The organism is Streptomyces rectiviolaceus (genome assembly GCF_039533825.1).
Taxonomy (GTDB): domain Bacteria; phylum Actinomycetota; class Actinomycetes; order Streptomycetales; family Streptomycetaceae; genus Streptomyces; species Streptomyces rectiviolaceus.
Genome location: NZ_BAAAUG010000144.1, coordinates 1 through 20,171 on the forward strand (window position 1 = coordinate 1; position 20,171 = coordinate 20,171).

The 20,171-nt window shown below is 70.0% G+C and carries 20 protein-coding genes; 9 read left to right on the top strand and 11 right to left on the bottom strand.

The window, feature by feature from the left end; translation table 11 throughout:
• The 7 genes from ABD378_RS33410 to ABD378_RS33440 form a co-directional block, all read right to left on the bottom strand.
• Window positions 1–511 (bottom strand): TerD family protein (locus ABD378_RS33410; RefSeq protein ID WP_344527131.1); only part of this gene is annotated, 511 nt, incomplete at its 3' end.
• A 155-nt stretch (window positions 512–666) separates the two neighbouring features.
• The gene (locus ABD378_RS33415) at window positions 667–1,662 is read right to left on the bottom strand and encodes a zinc-dependent alcohol dehydrogenase family protein (RefSeq protein WP_344527133.1); all 996 of its coding nucleotides are present in this window, start codon (window positions 1,660–1,662) and stop codon (window positions 667–669) included.
• Window positions 1,659–2,528 carry a carbohydrate ABC transporter permease gene (locus ABD378_RS33420; protein WP_344527135.1) on the bottom strand — a complete coding sequence of 290 codons (870 nt, stop codon included), beginning with the start codon at window positions 2,526–2,528 and terminating at the stop codon, window positions 1,659–1,661. The genes ABD378_RS33415 and ABD378_RS33420 overlap by 4 nt, the downstream gene beginning before the upstream one ends.
• Window positions 2,525–3,475 (bottom strand): carbohydrate ABC transporter permease, encoded by a 951-nt coding sequence (locus ABD378_RS33425; RefSeq protein WP_344527136.1) that lies wholly within the window; start codon window positions 3,473–3,475, stop codon window positions 2,525–2,527. Before ABD378_RS33425 ends, ABD378_RS33420 begins: the two co-directional genes overlap by 4 nt.
• A complete protein-coding gene (locus tag ABD378_RS33430; protein WP_344527138.1) occupies window positions 3,472–4,845 on the bottom strand; it encodes an ABC transporter substrate-binding protein in 1,374 nt (457 codons plus the stop codon). Before ABD378_RS33430 ends, ABD378_RS33425 begins: the two co-directional genes overlap by 4 nt.
• Window positions 4,846–4,982: 137 nt before the next feature.
• On the bottom strand, window positions 4,983–5,753 hold the full coding sequence (locus ABD378_RS33435; protein WP_344527140.1) for a DeoR/GlpR family DNA-binding transcription regulator: 771 nt from the start codon (window positions 5,751–5,753) through the stop codon (window positions 4,983–4,985).
• Window positions 5,754–6,209: 456 nt separating this feature from the next.
• Entirely contained in the window at window positions 6,210–7,019 is an 810-nt protein-coding gene (locus ABD378_RS33440) for an NAD-dependent epimerase/dehydratase family protein (protein WP_344527142.1), read from the bottom strand.
• Window positions 7,020–7,290: 271 nt separating this feature from the next.
• Between ABD378_RS33440 and ABD378_RS33445 the strand changes: the two genes are divergently transcribed.
• From ABD378_RS33445 to ABD378_RS33460, 4 genes are all read left to right on the top strand, one after another.
• The gene (locus ABD378_RS33445) at window positions 7,291–8,244 is read left to right on the top strand and encodes a 5-dehydro-4-deoxyglucarate dehydratase (protein WP_344527144.1); all 954 of its coding nucleotides are present in this window, start codon (window positions 7,291–7,293) and stop codon (window positions 8,242–8,244) included.
• A complete protein-coding gene (locus tag ABD378_RS33450) occupies window positions 8,241–9,407 on the top strand; it encodes a hypothetical protein (protein ID WP_344527146.1) in 1,167 nt (388 codons plus the stop codon). Before ABD378_RS33445 ends, ABD378_RS33450 begins: the two co-directional genes overlap by 4 nt.
• Window positions 9,408–9,477: 70 nt before the next feature.
• Window positions 9,478–10,827 carry a S28 family serine protease gene (locus ABD378_RS33455; RefSeq protein WP_344527148.1) on the top strand — a complete coding sequence of 450 codons (1,350 nt, stop codon included), beginning with the start codon at window positions 9,478–9,480 and terminating at the stop codon, window positions 10,825–10,827.
• A gap of 108 nt (window positions 10,828–10,935) precedes the next feature.
• Window positions 10,936–12,363 (top strand): S28 family serine protease, encoded by a 1,428-nt coding sequence (locus tag ABD378_RS33460; RefSeq protein ID WP_344527151.1) that lies wholly within the window; start codon window positions 10,936–10,938, stop codon window positions 12,361–12,363.
• Here the strand turns inward: ABD378_RS33460 and ABD378_RS33465 are convergent.
• Window positions 12,338–13,546 carry an MFS transporter gene (locus tag ABD378_RS33465; protein ID WP_344527153.1) on the bottom strand — a complete coding sequence of 403 codons (1,209 nt, stop codon included), beginning with the start codon at window positions 13,544–13,546 and terminating at the stop codon, window positions 12,338–12,340. The genes ABD378_RS33460 and ABD378_RS33465 overlap by 26 nt on opposite strands.
• Window positions 13,547–13,699: 153 nt before the next feature.
• Between ABD378_RS33465 and ABD378_RS33470 the strand changes: the two genes are divergently transcribed.
• From ABD378_RS33470 to ABD378_RS33490, 5 genes are all read left to right on the top strand, one after another.
• Window positions 13,700–14,287, top strand: coding sequence for a TIGR03086 family metal-binding protein (locus tag ABD378_RS33470; protein ID WP_344527155.1), 588 nt, complete (start codon window positions 13,700–13,702; stop codon window positions 14,285–14,287).
• Window positions 14,288–14,433: 146 nt separating this feature from the next.
• Window positions 14,434–15,252: an HAD family acid phosphatase gene (locus ABD378_RS33475; RefSeq protein ID WP_344527157.1), complete on the top strand. Its 819-nt coding sequence runs from the start codon at window positions 14,434–14,436 to the stop codon at window positions 15,250–15,252.
• A 142-nt stretch (window positions 15,253–15,394) separates the two neighbouring features.
• Window positions 15,395–16,159, top strand: coding sequence for a CPBP family glutamic-type intramembrane protease (locus ABD378_RS33480; RefSeq protein WP_344527159.1), 765 nt, complete (start codon window positions 15,395–15,397; stop codon window positions 16,157–16,159).
• A gap of 2 nt (window positions 16,160–16,161) precedes the next feature.
• Window positions 16,162–16,524 carry a PadR family transcriptional regulator gene (locus ABD378_RS33485; RefSeq protein ID WP_344527161.1) on the top strand — a complete coding sequence of 121 codons (363 nt, stop codon included), beginning with the start codon at window positions 16,162–16,164 and terminating at the stop codon, window positions 16,522–16,524.
• Window positions 16,521–17,237, top strand: a complete 717-nt coding sequence (locus tag ABD378_RS33490) for a hypothetical protein (RefSeq protein ID WP_344527163.1) — start codon at window positions 16,521–16,523, stop codon at window positions 17,235–17,237. Before ABD378_RS33485 ends, ABD378_RS33490 begins: the two co-directional genes overlap by 4 nt.
• Before the next feature lie 86 nt (window positions 17,238–17,323).
• Here the strand turns inward: ABD378_RS33490 and ABD378_RS33495 are convergent, their stop codons facing one another.
• The 3 genes from ABD378_RS33495 to ABD378_RS33505 all read right to left on the bottom strand — a co-directional run.
• Window positions 17,324–18,772 carry a peptidoglycan D,D-transpeptidase FtsI family protein gene (locus ABD378_RS33495; protein WP_344527165.1) on the bottom strand — a complete coding sequence of 483 codons (1,449 nt, stop codon included), beginning with the start codon at window positions 18,770–18,772 and terminating at the stop codon, window positions 17,324–17,326.
• Window positions 18,773–18,864: 92 nt separating this feature from the next.
• The gene (locus ABD378_RS33500; protein ID WP_344527167.1) at window positions 18,865–19,533 is read right to left on the bottom strand and encodes a response regulator transcription factor; all 669 of its coding nucleotides are present in this window, start codon (window positions 19,531–19,533) and stop codon (window positions 18,865–18,867) included.
• A partial coding sequence (locus tag ABD378_RS33505) for a sensor histidine kinase (RefSeq protein WP_344527169.1) occupies window positions 19,530–20,171 on the bottom strand: 642 nt, incomplete at its 5' end. The genes ABD378_RS33505 and ABD378_RS33500, both read right to left, overlap by 4 nt.

Here is a 20,171-nt window from a genome sequence, read left to right on the forward strand (position 1 = left end):
GGGCCGCGGGCTCCTCGACCGAGACGCCGAAGTCCGTGGCGATGCCGGCCAGGCCGTTCGAGTACCCCTGACCGACGGCGCGCGCCTTCCACGCGCCGTTGCGCAGATAGACCTCGACGATCACCAGGGCGGTCTCGCCGCCGAGCTGCGGGGGCGTGAACGTGGCCAGTACGGAGCCGTCGTCCGCGTTGCGGATGGTGGCGGTGGGCTCGACGCCCTGGAAGGTCTGGCCCGCCGCGTCCGGGCTGGCGGTGACGACGATCTTCTCGATGCCCGCGGGCACGGCGGTGGTGTCCACCGTGATCTTGTCGGGGGTCGTGCCGCCACCCGACTGATAGGTCACACCGGGCCCCGCGGGCTGGTTGAAGAAGATGAAGTCGTCGTCGGAGCGCACCTTGCCGTCGGCGGTGAGCAGCAGGCCCGATACGTCGAGCCGCACCGGTGCGGCGACGTCCACCGCTACGCGGGTGGCGGTGAGGGGGATGTTCGAGCCGGGGGTCATAGCTGTCATGCATGGGGTAACGAACGTCCGGGCTTTGCCGTTCCCTTACCTGCGGAAGTTTCTTTCCCGCGCTCCCAGAACGCCGGACAGGCCGGGTTTCAGCCTGTCCGGCGCTTGAGGACGAACTCGGCGAAGCCGGTGATATCCGGTGCGCCCGACCACCGCTATGGCGCAGGCACCACGACGATCTTCCGCCCCACCCCGGAGGCGAACCGCTCCAGAGCCTCGGGGTACGCCGTCAGCGGCATCCGGTCGCTGATGAACACATCCGGGTCAAGGACACCGGCGGCGAACAGCTCAGCCGCCCGCTCATAGCTGTGCAGGACCGCCATCGACCCGGTGATGGTGATCTCCTGGTTGTAGATGCGGTACGGATCGATGCTGACCCGCGTCGCGTAGTCGGCCACCCCGAACTGCAGGAACGTCCCCGCCTTGGCGACCCGTCCGAGGCCGTCCTGGATCGCCCCCGCGTTCCCCGTGGCGTCGACCACGATGTCCCACCCCTGCGGCCGGTCAAGATCGTCCGCCCCGGCGGCCGACCCCGAGACGCCCAACTGTCGCGCCGTGGCGAGGCGGTCCGGGTTGAGGTCCACGACGTCCACGCTCGCCGCCCCCGTCCGCTTGGCGAGCTCCAGCATCATCAGGCCCATCGTCCCGGAGCCGTAGATCAGGACATGCGCGCCGAGCTGGGCGCGGAGCACGTCGTAGCCGCGTACCGCGCAGGACAAGGGCTCGATGAGGGCCGCGTCCTGCGTGCGTACGTTCTCGGGGAGCCGCACACAGTTGGCGACGGGCGCGACCGCGTACTGGGCCGCGCCGCCCGCGGTGGTGACGCCGATCGCCGCCCAGCGCTCGCAGAGGTTGTTGTGGCCGGTGCGGCAGTAGCGGCACTCGTAGCAGTAGAGCGAAGGGTCGACGGCGACCCGGTCGCCGACCGCGAGCTCCGTGACCTCGCGGCCGAGCCCCACCACCTCCCCGGCGAACTCGTGCCCCGGCACCACCGGCAGGGTGGGCGCGAACTCGCCCTGCAGGATGTGCAGATCGGTCCCGCACAGACCGCACGCGGCGACCTCGACGACGACCTCGCGCGGCCCCGGAGTGGGGTCGGGCACCTCGCCGACGACAGCCTTGCCGACGGACTCGATGATGGCGGCCTTCACTTGACGGCTCCCAACGACAGGCCCTGGACCAGCTTGTCCTGGGCGGCGAACCCCGCGGCGAGCACCGGCAGGGAGATCACGAGCGACGCGGCGCACACCTTCGCCAGGAACAGGCCCTGGCTGGTGATGAAGCCGGTCAGGAACACGGGCGCGGTCTGGGCGACGACGCCCGTCAGGACCCGCGCGAAGAGGAGTTCGTTCCAGCTGAAGATGAAGCAGATCAGGGAGGTCGCCGCGATCCCCGGCAGCGCGATGGGGGCCACCACGCGCGTGAGGATGGTGGGCAGCCGCGCCCCGTCGATCTGCGCGGCCTCGATGATCGCGACCGGCACCTCGGCGAGGAAGGACTGCATCATCCACACCGCGATCGGCAGGTTCATCGACGTGTAGAGGATGACGAGCAGCCAGATGTTGTCGAGCATCTCGGCGTTCTTGGCGAAGAGATAGATCGGAAGCAGGCCCGCCACGACCGGCAGCATCTTCGTCGAGAGGAAGAAGAACAGGACGTCCGTCCACTTCTTCACCGGCCTGATGGAGAGCGCGTACGCGGCGGGCAGCGCCAGGACGAGCACAAGGAGCGTCGAGGCGACCGACGCCACGGTCGAGTTGATGAGCGAGGGCCAGGGGCTCGCGCCGCCGCCCGCGCCGAAGAACTCGCGGTAGCCGTCCAGGGTGAGGGACGCGGCGAGCGAGGGCGGGTTGGTCGCGGCATCCTCCTCCGAGTGGAAGGAGGTCAGCGTCATCCAGGCGATGGGCAGGAAGAACAGGATTCCGGCCAGCCAGGCGGCCAGGCCGAGGCCGGCGGAGCCCCGGATCCGGAAGCGGCTCCCGGACTGTGTACGTATACGCGTCACGGCAGTGCTCATGCGCGGGACGCCTCCTCACGGAACAGGGACGAGACGACCCGCAGCGCGAAGGTCGCGATGATGATGGAACCGATGACGACGAGGACACCGGCGGCGGACGCCAGACCGTTCTCGTGGGCCTGGTAGAAGCTCTGGTAGACGGTGTAGGGCAGGTTGGCGGTGCCCAGGCCGCCCGAGGTGATCGTGAAGACGGCGTCGAAGTTCTGCACGATGTAGATCGAGCCGAGCAGTGCCCCCAGCTCCAGATAGCGGCGCAGATGCGGCAGCGTCAGATAGCGGAACACCTGCCAGCTGCCCGCGCCGTCCATGCGGGCCGCTTCGATGAGCTCACTGTCGCGGCTCTGCAGCCCTGCGAGCAGGATCAGCATCATGAAGGGCGTCCACTGCCAGATCAGGGATGCCTCGATGGCGATCAGCGGGGTGTTGGAGACCCAGTCGGGCTGGGCAGCGCCGTCGCCGCCCACCCAGTGCAGCAGGCCGTTGAAGAGGCCGTACTCCGGGTTGTAGAGCACGTGCTTCCACAGCAGCGCGGCGGCCACCGGCACAAGCAGGAACGGCGCGATGAGCAACGTACGCACCATGCCACGGCCCCGGAACTTCCGGTCGAGGAGCAGGGCGAGCCCGAGGCCGATGACGAGGCTCGCGATCACGACGGTGGCCGTGAGCACGATGGTCGTCAGGACGGACTTGCGCAGGTCCGGATCGGTGAGGACCTCGGAGTAGTTGTCGAATCCGGCGAAGCTGCGGGCGTCGGGGTAGAGGGCGTTCCAGTCGAAGAAGGAGATCACCAGCGTCGCCACGAACGGCAGCTGGGTCACGACGACCATGAAGATCAGGGCGGGCAGGAGCGGGGCCCTGGTGGCCCAGGCGCGCAGCCTTCCCGGCTTCCTGGCCGGCACGCGCGCGGTCGTGAGCGCGACGGTGGGGGTACTCGCGGTGGCGGTCATCGTCCCTCGTACTCCTCGGCGATCTTCTCGGCGAGCTTCTGTGACTTCTTGAGGGCCGATTCGACGGACTGGCGCCCGGCGATGGCCGCGCTGATCTCCTGGGAGACCTTCGTGCCGAGGTCGGTGAACTCGGGGATGCCGACGAACTGGATGCCGGGCGCCGGCCGGGGCTGCACGCCCGGGTCACGTGGCCTCGCGCCCTCGATGGCGGCGCGGGTGACGTCCTGGAAGGCGGCGGCTTCCTCGCGGTACTCGGGGTTGGCGTAGGTCGACGCGCGCTTGCCCGCAGGGACGTTGGACCAGCCGATCTTCTCGCCGACCAGCTGCTCGTACTCCTTGCTCGACGCCCAGGAGACGAACTTCCAGGCCTTGTCCGGGTTGCGCGATGCCTTCTGCAGACCCCACGCCCAGGTGTAGAGCCACCCGGAGCTCTTGGTCTTCTCCACGGGCGCGGGTACGTAGCCGATCTTGCCCTTGACCGGGGACTTGGCGGACTCCAGCGAGCCCGCGGCGGCCGTGGCGTCGTACCACATGGCGGTCTTGCCTTGAGTGAGGTTGTTCAGGCACTCGGCATAGCCGGACTGGGCGGCCCCGGACTCGCCGTGCTCGCGAACGAGGTCTACGTAGAAGCGAGTTGCCTTTTCGAACTCGGGGGAGTCGAGGCGGGCCTTCCAGTCCTTGTCGAACCACGTCCCTCCGAAGGTGTTCACCACGCTCGTCAGGGGAGCGATCACCTCGCCCCAGCCCGGAAGGCCGCGCAGGCAGATGCCCTTCATCCCGGGCTCGGCGCCGGCGCCTTCGACGTCACCCGCGAGCTTCGCCACCTGCTGCCAGGTGGGGTTCTTCGGCATGGTGAGGCCGGCCTTCTTGAACACGTCCTTCCGGTACATCAGGAAGGACGACTCTCCGTAGAAGGGCTGTCCGTAGAGCTTGCCGTCGTCACCGGTGAGGGACTGGCGCATGGACGGCAGTACGTCCTTCTCGTCGTACGCCTTGTCCTTGCGGGTGTACGAGCCGAGTTCGTGCAGCCAGTCGTTCTTGGCGTAGATCGGGATCTCGTAGTTGCTGAGCGTCGCGACGTCGTACTGGCCCGCCTGGTTGGCGAAGTCCTGGCTGATCTTGTCGCGGACGTCGTTCTCGGGCAGGACCGTGAAGTTCACCTTGATGCCCGTTTCCTTGGTGAAGTGGGCGGCGGTGAGCTTCTGCAGTTCGACCATCTGCGGGTTGTTCACCATCAGTACGTTGATGGAGTCGCCGCCTGAACCGGTCCCGCCCGCCCCGGCCCAGCAGCCGGAGAGCAGCGGGGCAAGCAGCGTCCCTGCGGCTGCCGCGGCGAGTGCGCGCGGCCTCCGTCGGCTCTGGGTTCGCATGAATGCTCCTGGACGTATGGGGACTTATGGATGTATGGGATGTATGGGATGTGTGTGGGGGGTGAATTTGGGCGTGCGGGATCATGAGAGGCGCCAAAGGTGCCGGGGGAGGGTGAGCGGGGCGGGCGGGGGGTGTGTCAGACGCGGATGACCTGCGGGCCCTGGAGCGAGTAGCGGTGTGCCTCGGACGCGGGCAGCTGCGTGCTCGTGACGATCGCCTCGAGCTCGCCGACATGCGCGAACCTGCAGAAGCTCGTCGCCCCGAACTTGGTGTGCACGCCCGCGAACACGGTGCGCCGTGACGCGCGGACGGCCTGCGTCTTCACCTCGCTGACCGCGGGGTCGGGGGTGGTCAGGCCGTGCTCACGGGAGATGCCGTTGGCCCCGATGTACGCGAGGTCGATCACGAACCCGGCCAGCATGCGCGTCGCCCAGTGGTCGACGGTGGCGAGGGTGCCGGGGCGGACGCGGCCGCCGAGCAGGAGGACGGACATGTTGTCGGCCTCGGCGAGGGCTCCGGCGGTGGCCAGGGACGCGGTGACGATGGTCAGGGGGCGGCCCTTGGCGGCTTCGGGGAGAGCTTCGGCGATGAGCTGCGGGGTGAAGCCCTCGTCGACGAAGACCGTCTCGGCGTCACCGAGGAGGTCGGCGGCGGCGGTGGCGATCCTTCTCTTCTCCGGGACGTGCATGGTGGTGCGGAACGCGAGGGTGGTCTCGAAGCCCGCGCTCTCCACGGGGTAGGCGCCGCCGTGGGTGCGGCGGACCAGGCCGTGGTCCTCCAGGGCGCGGAGGTCGCGGCGGACGGTTTCCTTGGCGACGCCCAGCTTGGTGGCGAGTGCGGTGACGTCCACGGAGCCGGAGGTTCGGGCTGCCCGGACGATTTCCCGCTGGCGCTCTTCCGCGGTCATGGGGGCCGCCTCCCTTCCCTCGCCTGTGCCCGTTCGGGCCCTGGGGGAAAGTTCTACAGCGGGGGGCGGTGCGTGAACAGGCTCGGTACGGGGGTGATGGCGCCCGTCTCTGCCCGTTTGACGGGGCTGCGGCCTCTGCCTCGGGCGGGAGGGGTGCCCGTTCGGGGGGTGGGGGGTGCCCGTTCGGTGCCCGGGTGCGGGTTGAGGGGCGTTTATTTTCCCCAACCCCACCCCTTCCCGAAAACCCGCTCGGCGCGGGGGCCTTGGCTGCCGTCATCACCGGCTCCGCCGAGTTCGTCCTCAAACGCCGGACGGGCTGAATGATCTCGGCCGGGCTGGAACATCCAGCCCGGCCGGCGTTTGAGGCCATCTTGTCGGGGTCTGGGGCGGAGCCCCAGGTAGGCCCGGGGCGCAGGCACGGTTTTCGGGAAGGGGCGGGGTTGGGGAAAAATCCCCTCAGTACGGCCACACCGGAGGGTTAGTGCAGAAGTGCCCCCCGAGGTTCGCGTGATCCGGGTTCCCGGGATCCAGTTCCCCCTGCTCGGCGACGAGCTTCTCCGCGTACTGCTCCGAATCGTCCTGCGGCTCAAAGCCCAGCGCCCGCGCCGACGAGAGGTCCCACCACAGCCGCGTGTTCGCGGACGAGCCGTACACCACCGCGTGCCCCACATCGGGAGCGGTCAGCGCCGCGTGGAAGAGCCGGGCCCCGTCCCCGGGGCTCATCCAGACCGACAGCATCCGCACGCTCGACGGCTCCAGGAAGCACGAACCGATCCGCACCGAGACCGTCTCGATCCCGTGCTTGTCCCAGTAGAACTGGGCGAGATCCTCACCGAAGGACTTCGACAGGCCGTAGAAGGTGTCGGGACGGCGGGGCGTGCCCACCGCGATCAGCGGGTCGTCGCCGACCGGGCGCGGCGTGAACCCCACCGCGTGGTTCGACGACGCGAACACGACCCGAGGCACACCCTCCTCGCGCGCCGCCTCGTAGAGGTTGTACGTCCCCTCGATGTTCGCCCGCAGGATCTTGTCGAAGGAGGCCTCGAGGGAGATGCCCGCGAGGTGGATGACCGCGTCGACACCCCGCACGGCCTCCCGCAGCGCCTTCTTGTCGGTGAGGTCCGCCGTGATGGCGTCCGGCTCGCCCTCTATGGGCCGCACGTCGAGCAGCCGCAGTCCGTAGCCGTAGGCCGGAAGCAGCCCCCGCATCAAGGTGCCGAGGCCGCCTGCGGCGCCGGTGAGCAGGACGGTGCGGGGAGCGGGCATGAGGGGGTCTCCTCGGATCAAGGGCTGCTCAGCGGCTGCATTCGTGTGTACGTACAGCATTCACATCTATAGACATCGATGGACACGCTAGGGATCAACGCCTCGCCGCGTCAAGTGTCGTACGGAGGTGGGGAATCCGCTCTTGAATCACGGTTCTCTTGCCGTTCTCTTGCCGACCTTGACGCTTGACCAGGGCTCAGGCGGCGGCTTAGCGTGGGTGCGTTCAGAAATATGGACGTGGATCAGAAACGTGCACGCTAAGGGAGAGCCCGTGACGTCAGCACCCCTCGCCGCTCGACTCGACATCCCCAGCGGGCCGCTGTTCTTCCCGGTCACCGCCTACGGTCCTGACGGCTCCATCGACCTCGACGTCTTTCGCGCGCACGTGCGCGCGGGGATCGAGGCGGGTGCGGCTGCGGTGTTCGCCTGCTGCGGCACGGGCGAGTTCCACGCCCTGACGCCCGAGGAGTTCCGGGCGTGCGTCGGCGCCGCCGTCGAGGAGTCGGCGGGACGGGTGCCGGTGGTCGCGGGCGCCGGGTACGGCACCGCGCTCGCCGTGCGGTACGCGAGGCTCGCCGAGGAGGCGGGCGCCGACGGGCTCCTCGCGATGCCGCCCTATCTCGTCGTCGCCGGGCAGGAGGGCCTGCTCGGGCACTACGCCGAACTGGCCGCGGCGACCTCCCTCGACGTCATCGTCTACCAGCGCGACAACGCGGTGTTCACTCCCGAGACGGTGGTCGAACTCGCCCGCACCGAGGGCATCATCGGCTTCAAGGACGGCCTCGGCGACATGGACCTGATGCAGCGCATCGTCAGCGCCGTGCGAGCCGAAGTCCCGGCGGAATTCCTCTACTTCAACGGCCTGCCCACCGCCGAGCTGACCGGCCTCGCCTACCGCGGCATCGGGGTGTCGCTCTACTCCTCGGCGGTCTTCTGCTTCGCGCCCGACATCGCGCTCGCCTTCCACCGCGCCTTCAACGCCGGGACCGCCGAGGGCGACGCCACCGTGAACCGGCTCATCGACGGCTTCTACCGCCCCTTCGTGGAGCTGCGCGGCGAAGGCCGCGGATATGCCGTCTCCCTCGTCAAGGCGGGCGTACGCCTGGCCGGGCTCGACGTCGGCGGGGTGCGGACGCCGCTGCACGAACCCGCCGACGAGCACATCAAGCGCCTCGCCGAGCTGACCGAGCGCGGGCGCGCCCTGCTGCGGGAGGAGGGCGCGTGAGGACCTCCGCCTTCCTGTACCCCTGGGACGTCGTCGGCGACCCCGCGGCGCCCGCACGCATCGCGGACCTCGGCGTCCAGCAGGTCACCCTCGCATCCGCCTACCACTCCACGCGTGCGCTGACCCCCCGCCACCCGTGCCACCGCATCGTCACCGCCGAGCACGCCGCGGTGCTCTACGAGCCCGGCGACCGGTGGGAGGGGCGCGAGCTGCGCCCGTACGCGGCAGGGCGCTGGGCCCCGGGCGACGCCTACGGAGAGGCCGCCGAGGCGCTGGCGGGCGCCGGTCTCGACGTGCACACCTGGGTGGTACTCGCCCACAACTCCCGTATGGGCGCCGACCGTCCGGACACCTCCGTCGTCAACGCCTACGGAGACCGCTACCCCTGGGCGCCCTGCATCGCGCAGCCCGCCACGCGCGCGTACCTCGTCGACCTCGCGGCGGAGGCCGCCGTGCGCCCCGGCGCGCGCGGCACCGAGCTGGAGTCCCTCGGCTGGTACGGCCTCGCGCATCTGCACGCCCACGACAAGATCGCGGGAGTGCCGCTCGGGGAGGCCGGGCAGTACCTGATGTCGCTGTGCTTCTGCGCGGACTGCCGTGAGGGGTACGCCCGGCAAGGCCTCGCCCCCGATGAACTGGCGGCCGGAGTCCGCCGCGCCCTGGAGCCCGTGTGGCGGGGCGACGAGCCCCCCGGCGGCTGGGAGGCGGTGGAGAAACTCCTCGGTGCCGAGACGGCGAACGCCACGCGCGCGTGGCGCGAGGAAACCGCCCGCACGCTCCAGGAGGCGGCGATCACGGCCGTGCGCGCCGCTGCCCCGGACGGCTTCCAAGTACTGCTGCACGCCGACCCGGTGGCGTACCACTGCGGCGCCAACGCCGGAGTCGACCCGGAGCACATCCTCTCCGTGGCCGACGGCGTGGTCGTGCCCTGCACGGGTGGCGCCCAGGCCCTGACACCCTTCGACGCGCACCGCACGGCCCGCACCACCCTCGCCGCGAACCTCACCGTCGTCTCCGGCATGGGCGGAAGCCCCGCCACCCTCGCCGCCGACGCGGCCCACGCGGCCACGCTGGGCGCGGACGAACTGCGCCTCTACCACGCGGGGTTGGCATCCGACGCGGATCTCGCGCACGTGACCAAGGCCCTGGCGCACCTCAAATAGCCTCTGTCGCAACGGAAGTGGAAGCGGTTACCATCCGGGCGACCATTTCGCTCCAGTACGAGGAGACAAGGTGCGCAACAAGGGGATATCCGCGCTGGTCTGTGCCGGATTCATGGCGGGCGCGGCCGTGCTCGGCGGGGCGGTGCCCGCGGCCGCGCAGGGCGACGGGAATCCGGCGGCGGACACGAAGGCCGACATCCGGGAGCGGTTGGAGAAGATCCCCGGCATGAAGGTCGTCTCCGTGGTCGACAAGGAGGGCTACCTCTTCTACACGCTCACGTACGCCCAGCCCGTCGACCACGGCAACCCGCGCGCCGGCACGTTCACCCAGCGCGCCACGCTCTGGCACAAGGCCACGGACAAGCCGACCGTCCTCTACACGGGCGGCTACACCCTGGCGTCCAACACCACCGCCCTCACCAAGCTGATCGACGCCAACCAAGTCAGCGTCGAACACCGCTACTTCGAGCAGTCCCGCCCCTCGGGCGCGGCCGGTTCCGACTGGTCGAAGCTCACCGTGCAGCAGGAGGCCGCCGACGAGCACCGCCTCACGCAGGCGCTGCGCGGCGTCGAGAAGGGCAAGTGGCTCGGCACGGGCGCCAGCAAGGGCGGCATGACGGCGACGTACCACGAGCGGTTCTACCCCGAGGACCTCGACGCGGTCGTCGCGTTCGTGGCCCCGAACGATGCCAACAACAAGGACGACAGCGGCTACGAGCGCTTCTTCAGGACGGTCGGCACGGCCGAGTGCCGCACCGCGCTCAACGCCGTGCAGCGCGAGATGCTCGTCCGCCGTGAGGCGCTGATCCCCAAGTTCGAGGCGGACGCGAAGGAGGCCGGCGACACCTTCGAGGAGACACTCGGCACCACCGACCGCGCCTATGAGTTCGCCGTGCTCGACCAGGTGTGGAACTTCTGGCAGAGCGGCACCGTCGACAACTGCCCGACCGTGCCCGACGCCAAGAAGGCAAGCGACGACGAGCTCTACGACTGGTCGAAGAAGCACGGCCTCAGCGTCTACCAGGACGAGACCCTCGGCACGAACGGCACGGGCCCCTACTACCGCCAGGCCGCCACCCAACTCGGCTGGGCCGACCTACAGTTCAAGCATCTCAAGGACGTCCGCCACCACCCGGACATCTACCAGCCCAACTCCGTGCTGCCCGAGGCGATGCGCGGCTCGTACAACAACAGGACCATCGCCGACGTCGACCGCTGGGTGAAGACCCGCGGCCAGCGGATGATGTTCATCTACGGCGAGAACGACCCATGGAGCGCGGAGAAGTTCACCCCCAGCCACCGCGACTCCTACCGCTATGAAGCGCCCGGCTCCAACCACGGCGCCTCCATCGCCAAGCTGCCCGCCGCGGAGCAGGCCGAGGCCATCGCGACCATCAAGCGCTGGGCCGATGTGAAGTAGTGCACGTTTAGGGGCAGTCGGGGACAATCGCCCTGTCGCGACAGTAGTGATCAAGGTTACGATCCGTACGCTGATGATCACCAAGCTGATCACCATGACCGACCGAACATGATCGGAGACACGGTGCGCGACAGGGAGACCGGGAGAACCAGCGGGATCAAGGGCGCCAGAGGGGTGTCCGCGCTGCTCTGTGCGGGGGTGCTCGCGGGCTCGGCCGTGCTGGTCGGGGCCGCGCCGGCCGGTGCCGTGCCCGCGGCGGCGCGGACACCCGCCGGCGCGACAGGGGTCCGGGCCGACGACTTTCGCGAACGCCTGGAGAGCATCCCGGGCATGACGGTCACCGGCGTGGAGGACGTGCGGGGCCACCCCCAGTACTCGCTCACCTTCGCCCAGCCCGTCGACCACCGCGACCCGGGCGCGGGAACCTTCACCCAGCGCCTCACCCTCTGGCACAAGGCCACGGACAAACCGACGGTCCTCTTCACCCCGGGCTACGACCTCTTCACCGAAGTCACGCCTCTCACCGACATCCTCGACGCCAATCAAGTAAGCCTGGAACACCGGTACTTCGAGGGGTCGCGCCCCTCCGGGCCCGCGGGCGACGACTGGTCCAAGCTCACCGTGCAGCAGGAGGCCGCCGACGAGCACCGCCTCACGCAGGCGCTGCGCGGCGTCGAGAAGGGCAAGTGGATCGGCGTCGGCGCGAGCAAGGGCGGTATGACGGCGACGTACCACGAGCGCTACTACCCCGACGACCTGGACGGGGTCGTCGCGGTCGTCGCGCCGAACGACGTCGACAACGTCGACAACAAGGACGACAGGACCTACGAGCGGTTCTTCAGGACCGTCGGGACGCGCGAGTGCCGGGACGCCCTGAACGCCGTGCAGCGCGAGATGCTCGTGCGCCGCGACAGGATGCTCCCCAAGTTCGAGGCGGAGGCGAAGAAGGAGGGCGCCACCTTCGAGGAGAGCCTCGGCACCGCGGACCGCGCCTACGAGCGGGGCGTGCTGGAGCAGGTGTGGGGCTTCTGGCAGAGCGGCGGGATCGACAACTGCCCGACTGTGCCCGACGCGAAGAGGGCCTCTGACGACGAGCTGTACTCCTGGTCGAGGAAGAACGGCATGGGCATGTTCCAGGACGAGGTCCTCGGCACCCACGGCGGCGGCCCCCACGACCGGCAGGCCGCCACGCAACTCGGCTGGGCCGACCTGAAGTTGGACCACCTCGACGGCCTTCGCCGCTACCCGGGCCTGCGTCACCCCGAGTCCTCGCTCCCCGCCGCCATGCGTGGCGGGACCTACGAGGGCAGGACCGTCGCCGACGTCGACCGCTGGGTGAGGACCAAGGGTGAGCGGATGCTCTTCATCTACGCGGAGAACGACCCGTGGAGCGCCGAGAAGTTCACGCCGAGCAAGCGCGACTCGTACCGCTATCTCGCACCCGGCGCGAACCACGTGAACGCGATCGAGAAGCTGCCGCCCGCCCAGCTTGCGGAGGCCGTCGCCCACGTCAAGCGCTGGGCCGACGTGAAGTAGCCCGCGGCGAACGGGGCATGAGCAGGGGCGCGGCGATCAGTAGTCGCGCCCCCGCCAGGACCGGCAGCAGGGTGCGGTAGTCGACGCTTTCCACGAGGCCCGCGCCCAGGGCGATGCCCAGTGCGGTCGGCGTGAACATCACGGTGTTCGCGGTCGCCGCCGCACGGCCTAGCAGGGCCTGCGGTGTCCCGCGCTGCACGGCCGTCATGCCCGCGATCAGCACGCAGGGCAGCCCGATGCCGTTCGCGAGGCTGCCCGCGAGGGCCGTCGCGTCGTACGGCAGCGAGTGCAGGACCACGGCGAGCGCGGTGAGGGCGATGCCCGCCCCGCCGAAACGGCGCCCGCCGAGGCGCCGCATCAGCGCCCCCGAAGCGACGCCGACCGCGACCGAACCGGCGCCCTGCACGACGTACAGGACGCCGGTGTACGCGGGGGAGTGGCCGAGGCCCTCCACGACCGCGTAGACGGCCGCCCCGCTGATTCCCGACGTCAGCATGATCAGGCCGCCCGCGAGGACGAGGGGCCGCAGCCGCGGGTCGCCCCACAAGTGGCGTGCGCCTTCGGCCGTTTGTGCCCGCCAGCCTGATGCGCCGCGCACGGGTGCGTCCTCGCGCAGTCGCAGCAGCGTGAACATTCCGGCCGCGAGTGCGAAGGTCGCGGCGTCCAGGAGTGCCACCCGGGCGCCTCCGTAGGCGGCGAAGAGGCCCGCTCCCGCGAGGGGTGCGATCAGCTTCATGCCCTCGTTCGCGGACATCCGCAGGCCGTTGAAGTCACCCGTCAGGTCCTTGCCGACGGCCGCCGTCACCAGCGCCGCCTCCGCCGCGTCCGTGACGGCGCCGCACGCCCCGTACAGGAAGAGGACCGCGTAGAGGATCCACAGGGTGCCCGTGGAGTCGACGAACAGGAGGGTCGTCAGGAGGGCGCCCAGGGCGAGGTTCGTGCCGATGAGCAGGGGTCTGCGACGGGTGCGGTCGGCGACCGTGCCCAGGAGGGGGCCGATCAGGGCCGGGGCCCAGAGGGCGAAGGTGCAGAGCGCGGCAAGGCCGTCCGAGCCGGTCAGTTCCTTCACCCAGATCCCGGAGACCAGCCACATCGCGGAGCTCCCGAAGCCGGAGACCACCACCGCGCCCAGGCAGAGGCTCGCGTCGCGGTTGCGCAGGACCCGCGTGATCGTGGATGTCATGGCAGGTGATGGTGGTTCTAAGGCCCCCGGCCCGGCATAGGGAAGGCGCGGTAGATCCGCCTCCCGGCTTCGGCGATGAGTTCCGGGCGCCGGGCCGGTCTACAGGGCAGGCAGCGGTCTGCGGGGCAGGGCCGCCGAGATTCGGGAGGATCCATGACGGACATGATCGACTTCGCGCCGCAGGCCCGGCTTGTGGCGGTCATCGCCGAGGGCGTCACCGACGAACAGCTCTCGGGGCCCACGCCCTGTCCGGAGTACGAGGTGCGCCACCTGCTGGGTCATCTGACCGGCCTCACCGGTGCGTTCCGGGACGCCGCGCGCAAGGATCTCGGGCCTCACCTCGACCAGGACCCGGGGGACTCCGTGCCGGACGTCGGCCCCCAGTGGCGTGCCGACCTGCCGAAGCTTCTCGACGAACTGGTGGAGGCGTGGCGCGACCCGGCCGCGTGGGAGGGCATGACCCGGGCGGGCGGCATCGACCTGCCGGGTGCCGTCGCGGGGGCCGTCGCCATGGACGAACTCGTCGTGCACGGCTGGGACTTGGCGCGGGCGACCGGCCAGGCGTACGCACCTGACGAGGCGAGCCTCGGGGTGGCCGAGGCGTTGCTCACGCCCGAGGAGGGCGAGGCGTCCGGGGACAGCCTGTTCGGGGCCGCGGTCCCGGTGCCGGACGGCGCCCCGCTCCTCGACCGCGTGATCGGCCTCAGCGGCCGTGACCCGGGGTGGACGCCCGGGGCGTGACCCCCGGCTTTCTCTGGATCAGGTATCGATCGGGTAAAGGGTCTCGCGAGGTTACGTGTGATGCGCGTAGACAGTGCGCGTAGACAGGTGTTGACCTGCTCGAACCTGTTGCCCCTGCATCGACTCTGATCCGGAGAAATCGACCTATGCGCAAGTCCCTACGGGTGGCGGGCATCGCCACCGCCTGTGCCGTCGCCGGCGCCGCGCTGTACGGCACCGGCGCCGCCACCGCCGACAACGCATCGGCGCGCCACACCGCCGAACCCCAGAACATCGGCGTGCTCGTCGGCGAGATCGACGACTACTACGGCGCGTACCAAGACGCCGACGGCGTCTGGCGGTCCTCGCCCGACAGCCCGTACGCCAAGGACCTGGCGCGCATCCAGGCGAAGGCGAAGAAGGACATCAGGAAGGCCGCCGAGCACGGCGGCCACAGTGCCAAGACCGGTGGCCACGGCAAGGGTAAGAAGCCCGCGATCGTCCTCGACGTGGACGACACCTCGCTGCTCAGCTTCGACTACGAGAAGACCACCAACTACACGTACAACAGCGCCACTTGGGACGCGTACGTCAAGGCGGCCAAGCGCCCCGCCGTCTTCGGCATGCCCGAACTCGTCAAGTACGCCAAGGGCAAGGGCGTCGAGGTCTTCTTCCTGACCGGCCTGAGCGAGTCGCAGCGCGAAGGCGCCGTCACCAACCTCGCCAAGGCCGGTTACGACACGAAGCTCGACACCAAGCACGTGTTCACCAAGAACAAGACCGCCCCGCCCGCCTACCTGAGCGACTGCGCCACGCCCGCCAAGTGGGAGTGCACCACCGTGCAGTTCAAGGAAGGCACCCGCAAGTACATCGAGTCGACCGGCTACGACATCGTCGGCAGCTTCGGCGACCAGGTCTCCGACCTCGCGGGCGGGTACGCGGACAAGACGTACAAGCTCCCGAACCCGACGTACTTCGTGGAGTAAGCCGCTGCCTGATGCCCGGGTGTCGGCATCGCGAGATAGGTTGCATTCCTGACTAGGTCGCTTTACGGTCTAGGTAGCTCACGTGCTCATGGGGCCGCGCGGCACGTCCGCAGCGGCCCCTTCGGGAAGGGGGAATCCCGCCATGACCATCTCGACCGACTTCTCGCCTGATTTCTCGGCCGCGTCCACGGCCGTCACGGCCGTGCTCGGCGCCTATCTGCTGTTCGGTGAGCCCTGGCTCGGCCGCCGCGTGTACGGCTCGCTCGCGCGCCGCCGCGACACCGAACCACGCGCACTCGTCGGCTACTTCACCTTCGTGCTCGCCTTCTGGTGGGTCTTCGCCGCGCTCGCCGTGGCGGTACTGCTGCTCTCACCGGGCATGGCCGCCGCCGACCTCGGCATCGCGGCGCCCGAATCGCCGGTGTCCACGGCCGTCGTCATCGTCCTGGTGGGGGTGGTCTCGGTGGTGTCAGGGCGGAAGATGCGCGCCCTCGCCGAAGGCGGCAGGAACGTGCCGGGACTCGCCTCCATCCAGGCGATGCTGCCACGCACGCCGCAGGAGCGCCGCCTCGCGATCGCCGTCGCCGTCACCGACGGCATCTGCGCCGAACTCGTCTACCGCGGGCTCCTGATCGCCTTCGGCGTCGGCGTGCTCGGCCTCAACCTCTATGCGGCGGCGGCCCTTTCGGCGCTCGTGTACGCCCTCGCCGGCTTCTACCAGGGCCGCAGCGGCGTCATCGCCTTCGGCTTCGTCGGGGCGCTGTTCGCCGGGCTCTATGTGGCGACCGGGAGCCTGCTGCTGCCCATCGCCGTCCACATCGCCCTCTCCGTACGGGACTTGACCCTCCCCGAACCGGAGCCGATCGGTTCCGTGCCCGCGTACGACCCGGCCCCGAAGGGCAGCTGACCATGACCGCACCCGCCTCCGGGGGCGCGAAGACCGACCGCCGGGCCAGTTGGTTCAAGGGCGTACTCGATCTGCTCGTGCTCGCCGCCCTCACCGACGGCGAGAGCTACGGCTACGAGATCGCCAAGCTGCTCGACGCCGCCGGGTTCGGCCAGATCAAGGGCGGCACGCTCTATCCCGTGCTCAACCGCCTCGAGGAGGCGGGCCTGGTCGCCGCCGAGTTCCGCGCCACGGAGAAGGGCCCGGGCCGGCGCTACTACTCCCTCACGGATGCCGGGCGGGCCACCCTCGGTGAGCAGGGCGGGCTGTGGCTCGCGTTCGACGGGTCGGTACGTGAGGTCCTGGCGAAGGCGGGTGTGCGATGAGTTATCTGGCGGACCTCGCGGAGCTGCTGCGGGAGCACGGGCTGCCCGCCGACCGCGTCGAGGCGACCGTCGCGGACCTCGGTTCGCATCTGGAGGAGTCGGACGGTGCGGACCCGGAGGCCGAGTTCGGGCCCGTCGAGGAGTTCGCCCGCGAACTGGCGCCCACCGGGATGCAGGGGCCCGCGGCCCCCGAGGCGCACGTCGAGACATGGCGGTGGACCGCCGACACGTACGTCGACGAGGAGCTCCTGAACCGCTTCGGCGACGAGGGCTGGGAGGTCGAGCGGGTCGACGCGCTCGGGCGGTTCGTCAGCCACCGGGACCTCGAGCGGCCGCAGCGCTGGGAGTACCGGCGTGAGCTGGTCACGCGGGGGCGTGAGGGCCTTGACGAGCGGCTGGCTCCCGACGGCTGGGAGGCCTGCGGGAACTGGATCGTCTACGCGTGGTTCAAGCGGCCTGTGGCCGCGAGCCTTGGGCCCGGGGCGGAGATCTCGGCTCCGCCGGGGATGCCGGGACGCGTGCGCTACTTCAGCCGCAAGTTCTGTGTGCTGACCGGGGTGATGGTCGCGGTCCTCGTTGCGGCGGGCCTTGTCGTTGCCGTCGATGACGGCGACGCCGGCAGCGGTTTCGGCTTCGCCGGGGGGATTCTGGCGGGAGCCTTGGTCCCGTTCGCCGGGGTGTGGAGCTGGCAGGTGTGGAGATCACGCCGTTGACCCCCGCGGGGTGCCGTCTCGCTTGACCGGCACCCCGCGGCCTCGGCCTGCGCCCACCCTCCTGCCCACAGCGGGGGCGGCGGCGCTTACGACTTGAGAGCCGCCGACATCATCGCCTTCGCGATCGGTGCCGCCAGGCCGTTGCCGCTGACCTCCGACCTCGCCGCGTCCGAGGACTCGACGATGACCGCCACCGCGACCTCCTTGCCGTCGCTCCCCTTGGCGTACGAGGTGAACCACGCGTACGGCGTCTTGCTGTTGTTCTCGCCGTGCTGGGCCGTGCCCGTCTTGCCGCCCACGTCCGCGCCGCTGATCCGCGCGTTCGTGCCCGTGCCCTTCTCGACGACCGTCTCCATCGCCGACTGCAGCTGACTCGCCGTGTCCTCGCTCATCACACGCTGGGAGTCCGCGTCGTCGTACGACTCGAGGACATTGCCGTCCGAGTCGGTGATCTGGGACACCATGTGCGGCGAGAGCAGCTCGCCGCCGTTGGCGATCGCCCCCGTGACCATCGACATCTGCAGCGGCGTCGCCGTCACGTCGAACTGGCCGATGCCGGTCAGCGCCGTCTGGGCCTTGTCCATGTCGGAGGGGTAGACGCTCTCGGACGCGCGCACCGGCACGTCCAGCTTGTCGGTGTTGAAGCCCATCTTCTCGGCCATCGACTTGACCTTGTCCTGGCCCAGGTCGACGGCCAGCTTCGCGAAGACGTTGTTGCACGAGTACTGCAGCGCCGTACGGATCGAGGCGTCCTCACAAGGCGCGGACGCGCTCTCGTTCTTCAGGACGGTGGTCGTGCCGGGCAGCGTGTACGGGTTCGGGCTGTCCGTCCTGGTGTCCGCCGAACCGTAGAGCCCGTCTTCCAGGGCAGCCGCGGCGACGACCAGCTTGAACGTCGAACCCGGCGGCAGCGGCTGCCGCAGCGCGCGGTTGACCAGCGGCTTCTCCTTGTCCTTCAGGAGCGCCTGCCACTCCTTGGAGTCCGTGGAACCACTGATGTCCGAGGGGTCGTACGAGGGAGTCGACACCATGCCGAGGATCTTGCCCGTCTTCGGGTCGACGGCGACCGCCGCGCCCTTCTTGTCACCGAGCGACTTGTACGCGGCCTTCTGCACCGCCGGGTCGATCGTCGTGACCACGTCACCCGGATCGGCGCGCTTGTTGGTGACCGTGTCGAGGGGGTTCTTCAGCCGGTTGTCGGTGCCGTCGAGGACGTCCTTGTAGATGCCCTCGATCTGCGTCGCTCCGTACACCTGCGAGCTGTAGCCCGTGACCGACGAGTAGAGATCGCCGTCCTTGTACGTGCGCTTGTACGCGAGGTCGCCGCCCTTCGTCCGCTCGGAGCCGGTGACGGAGTCACCGCCCACGATGATGTCGCCCAGCGGGTTCGCGTACTGCTCGATCACGTTGCGCCGGTTCAGCTTGTCGTCCGCGAGAGCCTTCGAGTCGTAGAACTGCACCCACGTCGCCCGCACAAGGAGGGCGACCACGAGCAGCAGCGTGAAGACCGAGGCCTGCCTGATCGTCTTGTTCATCCCGTGAAAAGACGAGCGACGCGGATGTATTCGTTCCGTTCTGCCGGGTTTCTTAGAGATTCCTCATACTGCGGGACACCGCGACCGTGGGATCACTCGGCGTTCATGAAGCCCGCCTCGTACGCCGCGATCACCGCCTGTGTGCGGTCCCGCGCCCCCGTCTTGGCCAGCACCGCCGCCACATGCGTCTTCACCGTCGCCGGGCCCACGCCCATCCGCCCCGCGATCTCCGCGTTGGTCAGGCCCGCCGCCATCAGCCTCAGGACCTCGCTCTCGCGCCCCGTCAGCCTGGCCACCCAGGCCGGAGCCGCGGGCTTCGCGCGCGCGTGCTCGGCGGCCAGGGCGCGCACCGCCGCGGGGAAGAGCAGCGAGTCGCTGCGCGCGACGAGCCGTACCGCCTGCACGAGCGAGTCCGCGTCGGCCCGCTTGAGGAGGAACCCGGATGCGCCGGCGCGCAGCGCCTCGTACACGTAGGAGTCGTTCTCGAAGGTCGTCACGACCACGATGCGCGGCGGCTCCGCCTGCGTCCGCAGGATCTGCTCGGTGGCCCGGATGCCGTCGATCTCCGGCATGCGTACGTCCATGAGCACCACGTCGGGCTTCAGCTCGCGCACGACGGACACCGCCTCCGCGCCGCTCGCCGCCTCACCGACGACCTCCAGGTCGGGCTCGGCGGAGAGGATCACGCGCAGGGCGGTGCGCACCATGCGCTCGTCGTCGGCGAGCACGATGCGGATGGGGGGTGCGGCCGTCTCGGTCATGCGGGCCCTTTCAGGGGGAGTCGTACGTTCACTCGCCACACCCCGTCGGCGGGGCCCGTGCGGACCGTGCCGCCGAGGAGCCTGGCCCGGTCGGTGATGCCGTGCAGGCCGTGGCCGCCGCCGGGGCGGGACGCGGGGGTGTCGTGCGGCAGCGGGTTCGCCACGAGGATCTCCAGGTCGGTGCCTTCCAGGGCGATCCGCAGGGTCACCGGAGCTTCGGGTCCCGCGTGCCGCAGCGCGTTGCTCAGGCTCTCCTGGACGATGCGGTAGGCCTCGCGGGACACCATCGGGGGCAGGGCGTCCGCGCCGCCGGGGCCGAGCTCGACCGTGGCCTTCACCCGCAGGCCGCCCGCGCGGGTGCGCTTGAGGAGCCCGTCGAGATCGGCGGAGAGGGTGGGAGCGGGCGCGGTCGGGCTCGCTCGTCCGTCACCGCCCTCCCTCAACACCCCCAGGACCGCGTCCAGTTCACCCACCGTGCGCCGGGTCGTCTCCTCGATGGCGGCCAGCGCCTCACGGACGAAATCCGGGTCGCGGTCGAGGACCCTGCGGGCGGCGCTCGCCTGGAGCGTGACGGCGCTCAGGGCGTGGCCCACCGAGTCGTGCAGCTCCCGCGCGAGACGGTTGCGCACGGCGAGGTC

Coding starts and splice junctions, on each gene's coding strand:
- ABD378_RS33420 (WP_344527135.1), bottom strand. CDS start 2,528: ATGAGCACTGCCGTGACGCGTATACGTACACAGTCCGGGAGCCGCTTC.
- ABD378_RS33425 (WP_344527136.1), bottom strand. CDS start 3,475: ATGACCGCCACCGCGAGTACCCCCACCGTCGCGCTCACGACCGCGCGC.
- ABD378_RS33430 (WP_344527138.1), bottom strand. CDS start 4,845: ATGCGAACCCAGAGCCGACGGAGGCCGCGCGCACTCGCCGCGGCAGCC.
- ABD378_RS33435 (WP_344527140.1), bottom strand. CDS start 5,753: ATGACCGCGGAAGAGCGCCAGCGGGAAATCGTCCGGGCAGCCCGAACC.
- ABD378_RS33440 (WP_344527142.1), bottom strand. CDS start 7,019: ATGCCCGCTCCCCGCACCGTCCTGCTCACCGGCGCCGCAGGCGGCCTC.
- ABD378_RS33460 (WP_344527151.1), top strand. CDS start 10,936: ATGATCGGAGACACGGTGCGCGACAGGGAGACCGGGAGAACCAGCGGG.
- ABD378_RS33465 (WP_344527153.1), bottom strand. CDS start 13,546: ATGACATCCACGATCACGCGGGTCCTGCGCAACCGCGACGCGAGCCTC.
- ABD378_RS33470 (WP_344527155.1), top strand. CDS start 13,700: ATGACGGACATGATCGACTTCGCGCCGCAGGCCCGGCTTGTGGCGGTC.
- ABD378_RS33475 (WP_344527157.1), top strand. CDS start 14,434: ATGCGCAAGTCCCTACGGGTGGCGGGCATCGCCACCGCCTGTGCCGTC.
- ABD378_RS33480 (WP_344527159.1), top strand. CDS start 15,395: ATGACCATCTCGACCGACTTCTCGCCTGATTTCTCGGCCGCGTCCACG.
- ABD378_RS33485 (WP_344527161.1), top strand. CDS start 16,162: ATGACCGCACCCGCCTCCGGGGGCGCGAAGACCGACCGCCGGGCCAGT.
- ABD378_RS33490 (WP_344527163.1), top strand. CDS start 16,521: ATGAGTTATCTGGCGGACCTCGCGGAGCTGCTGCGGGAGCACGGGCTG.
- ABD378_RS33495 (WP_344527165.1), bottom strand. CDS start 18,772: ATGAACAAGACGATCAGGCAGGCCTCGGTCTTCACGCTGCTGCTCGTG.
- ABD378_RS33500 (WP_344527167.1), bottom strand. CDS start 19,533: ATGACCGAGACGGCCGCACCCCCCATCCGCATCGTGCTCGCCGACGAC.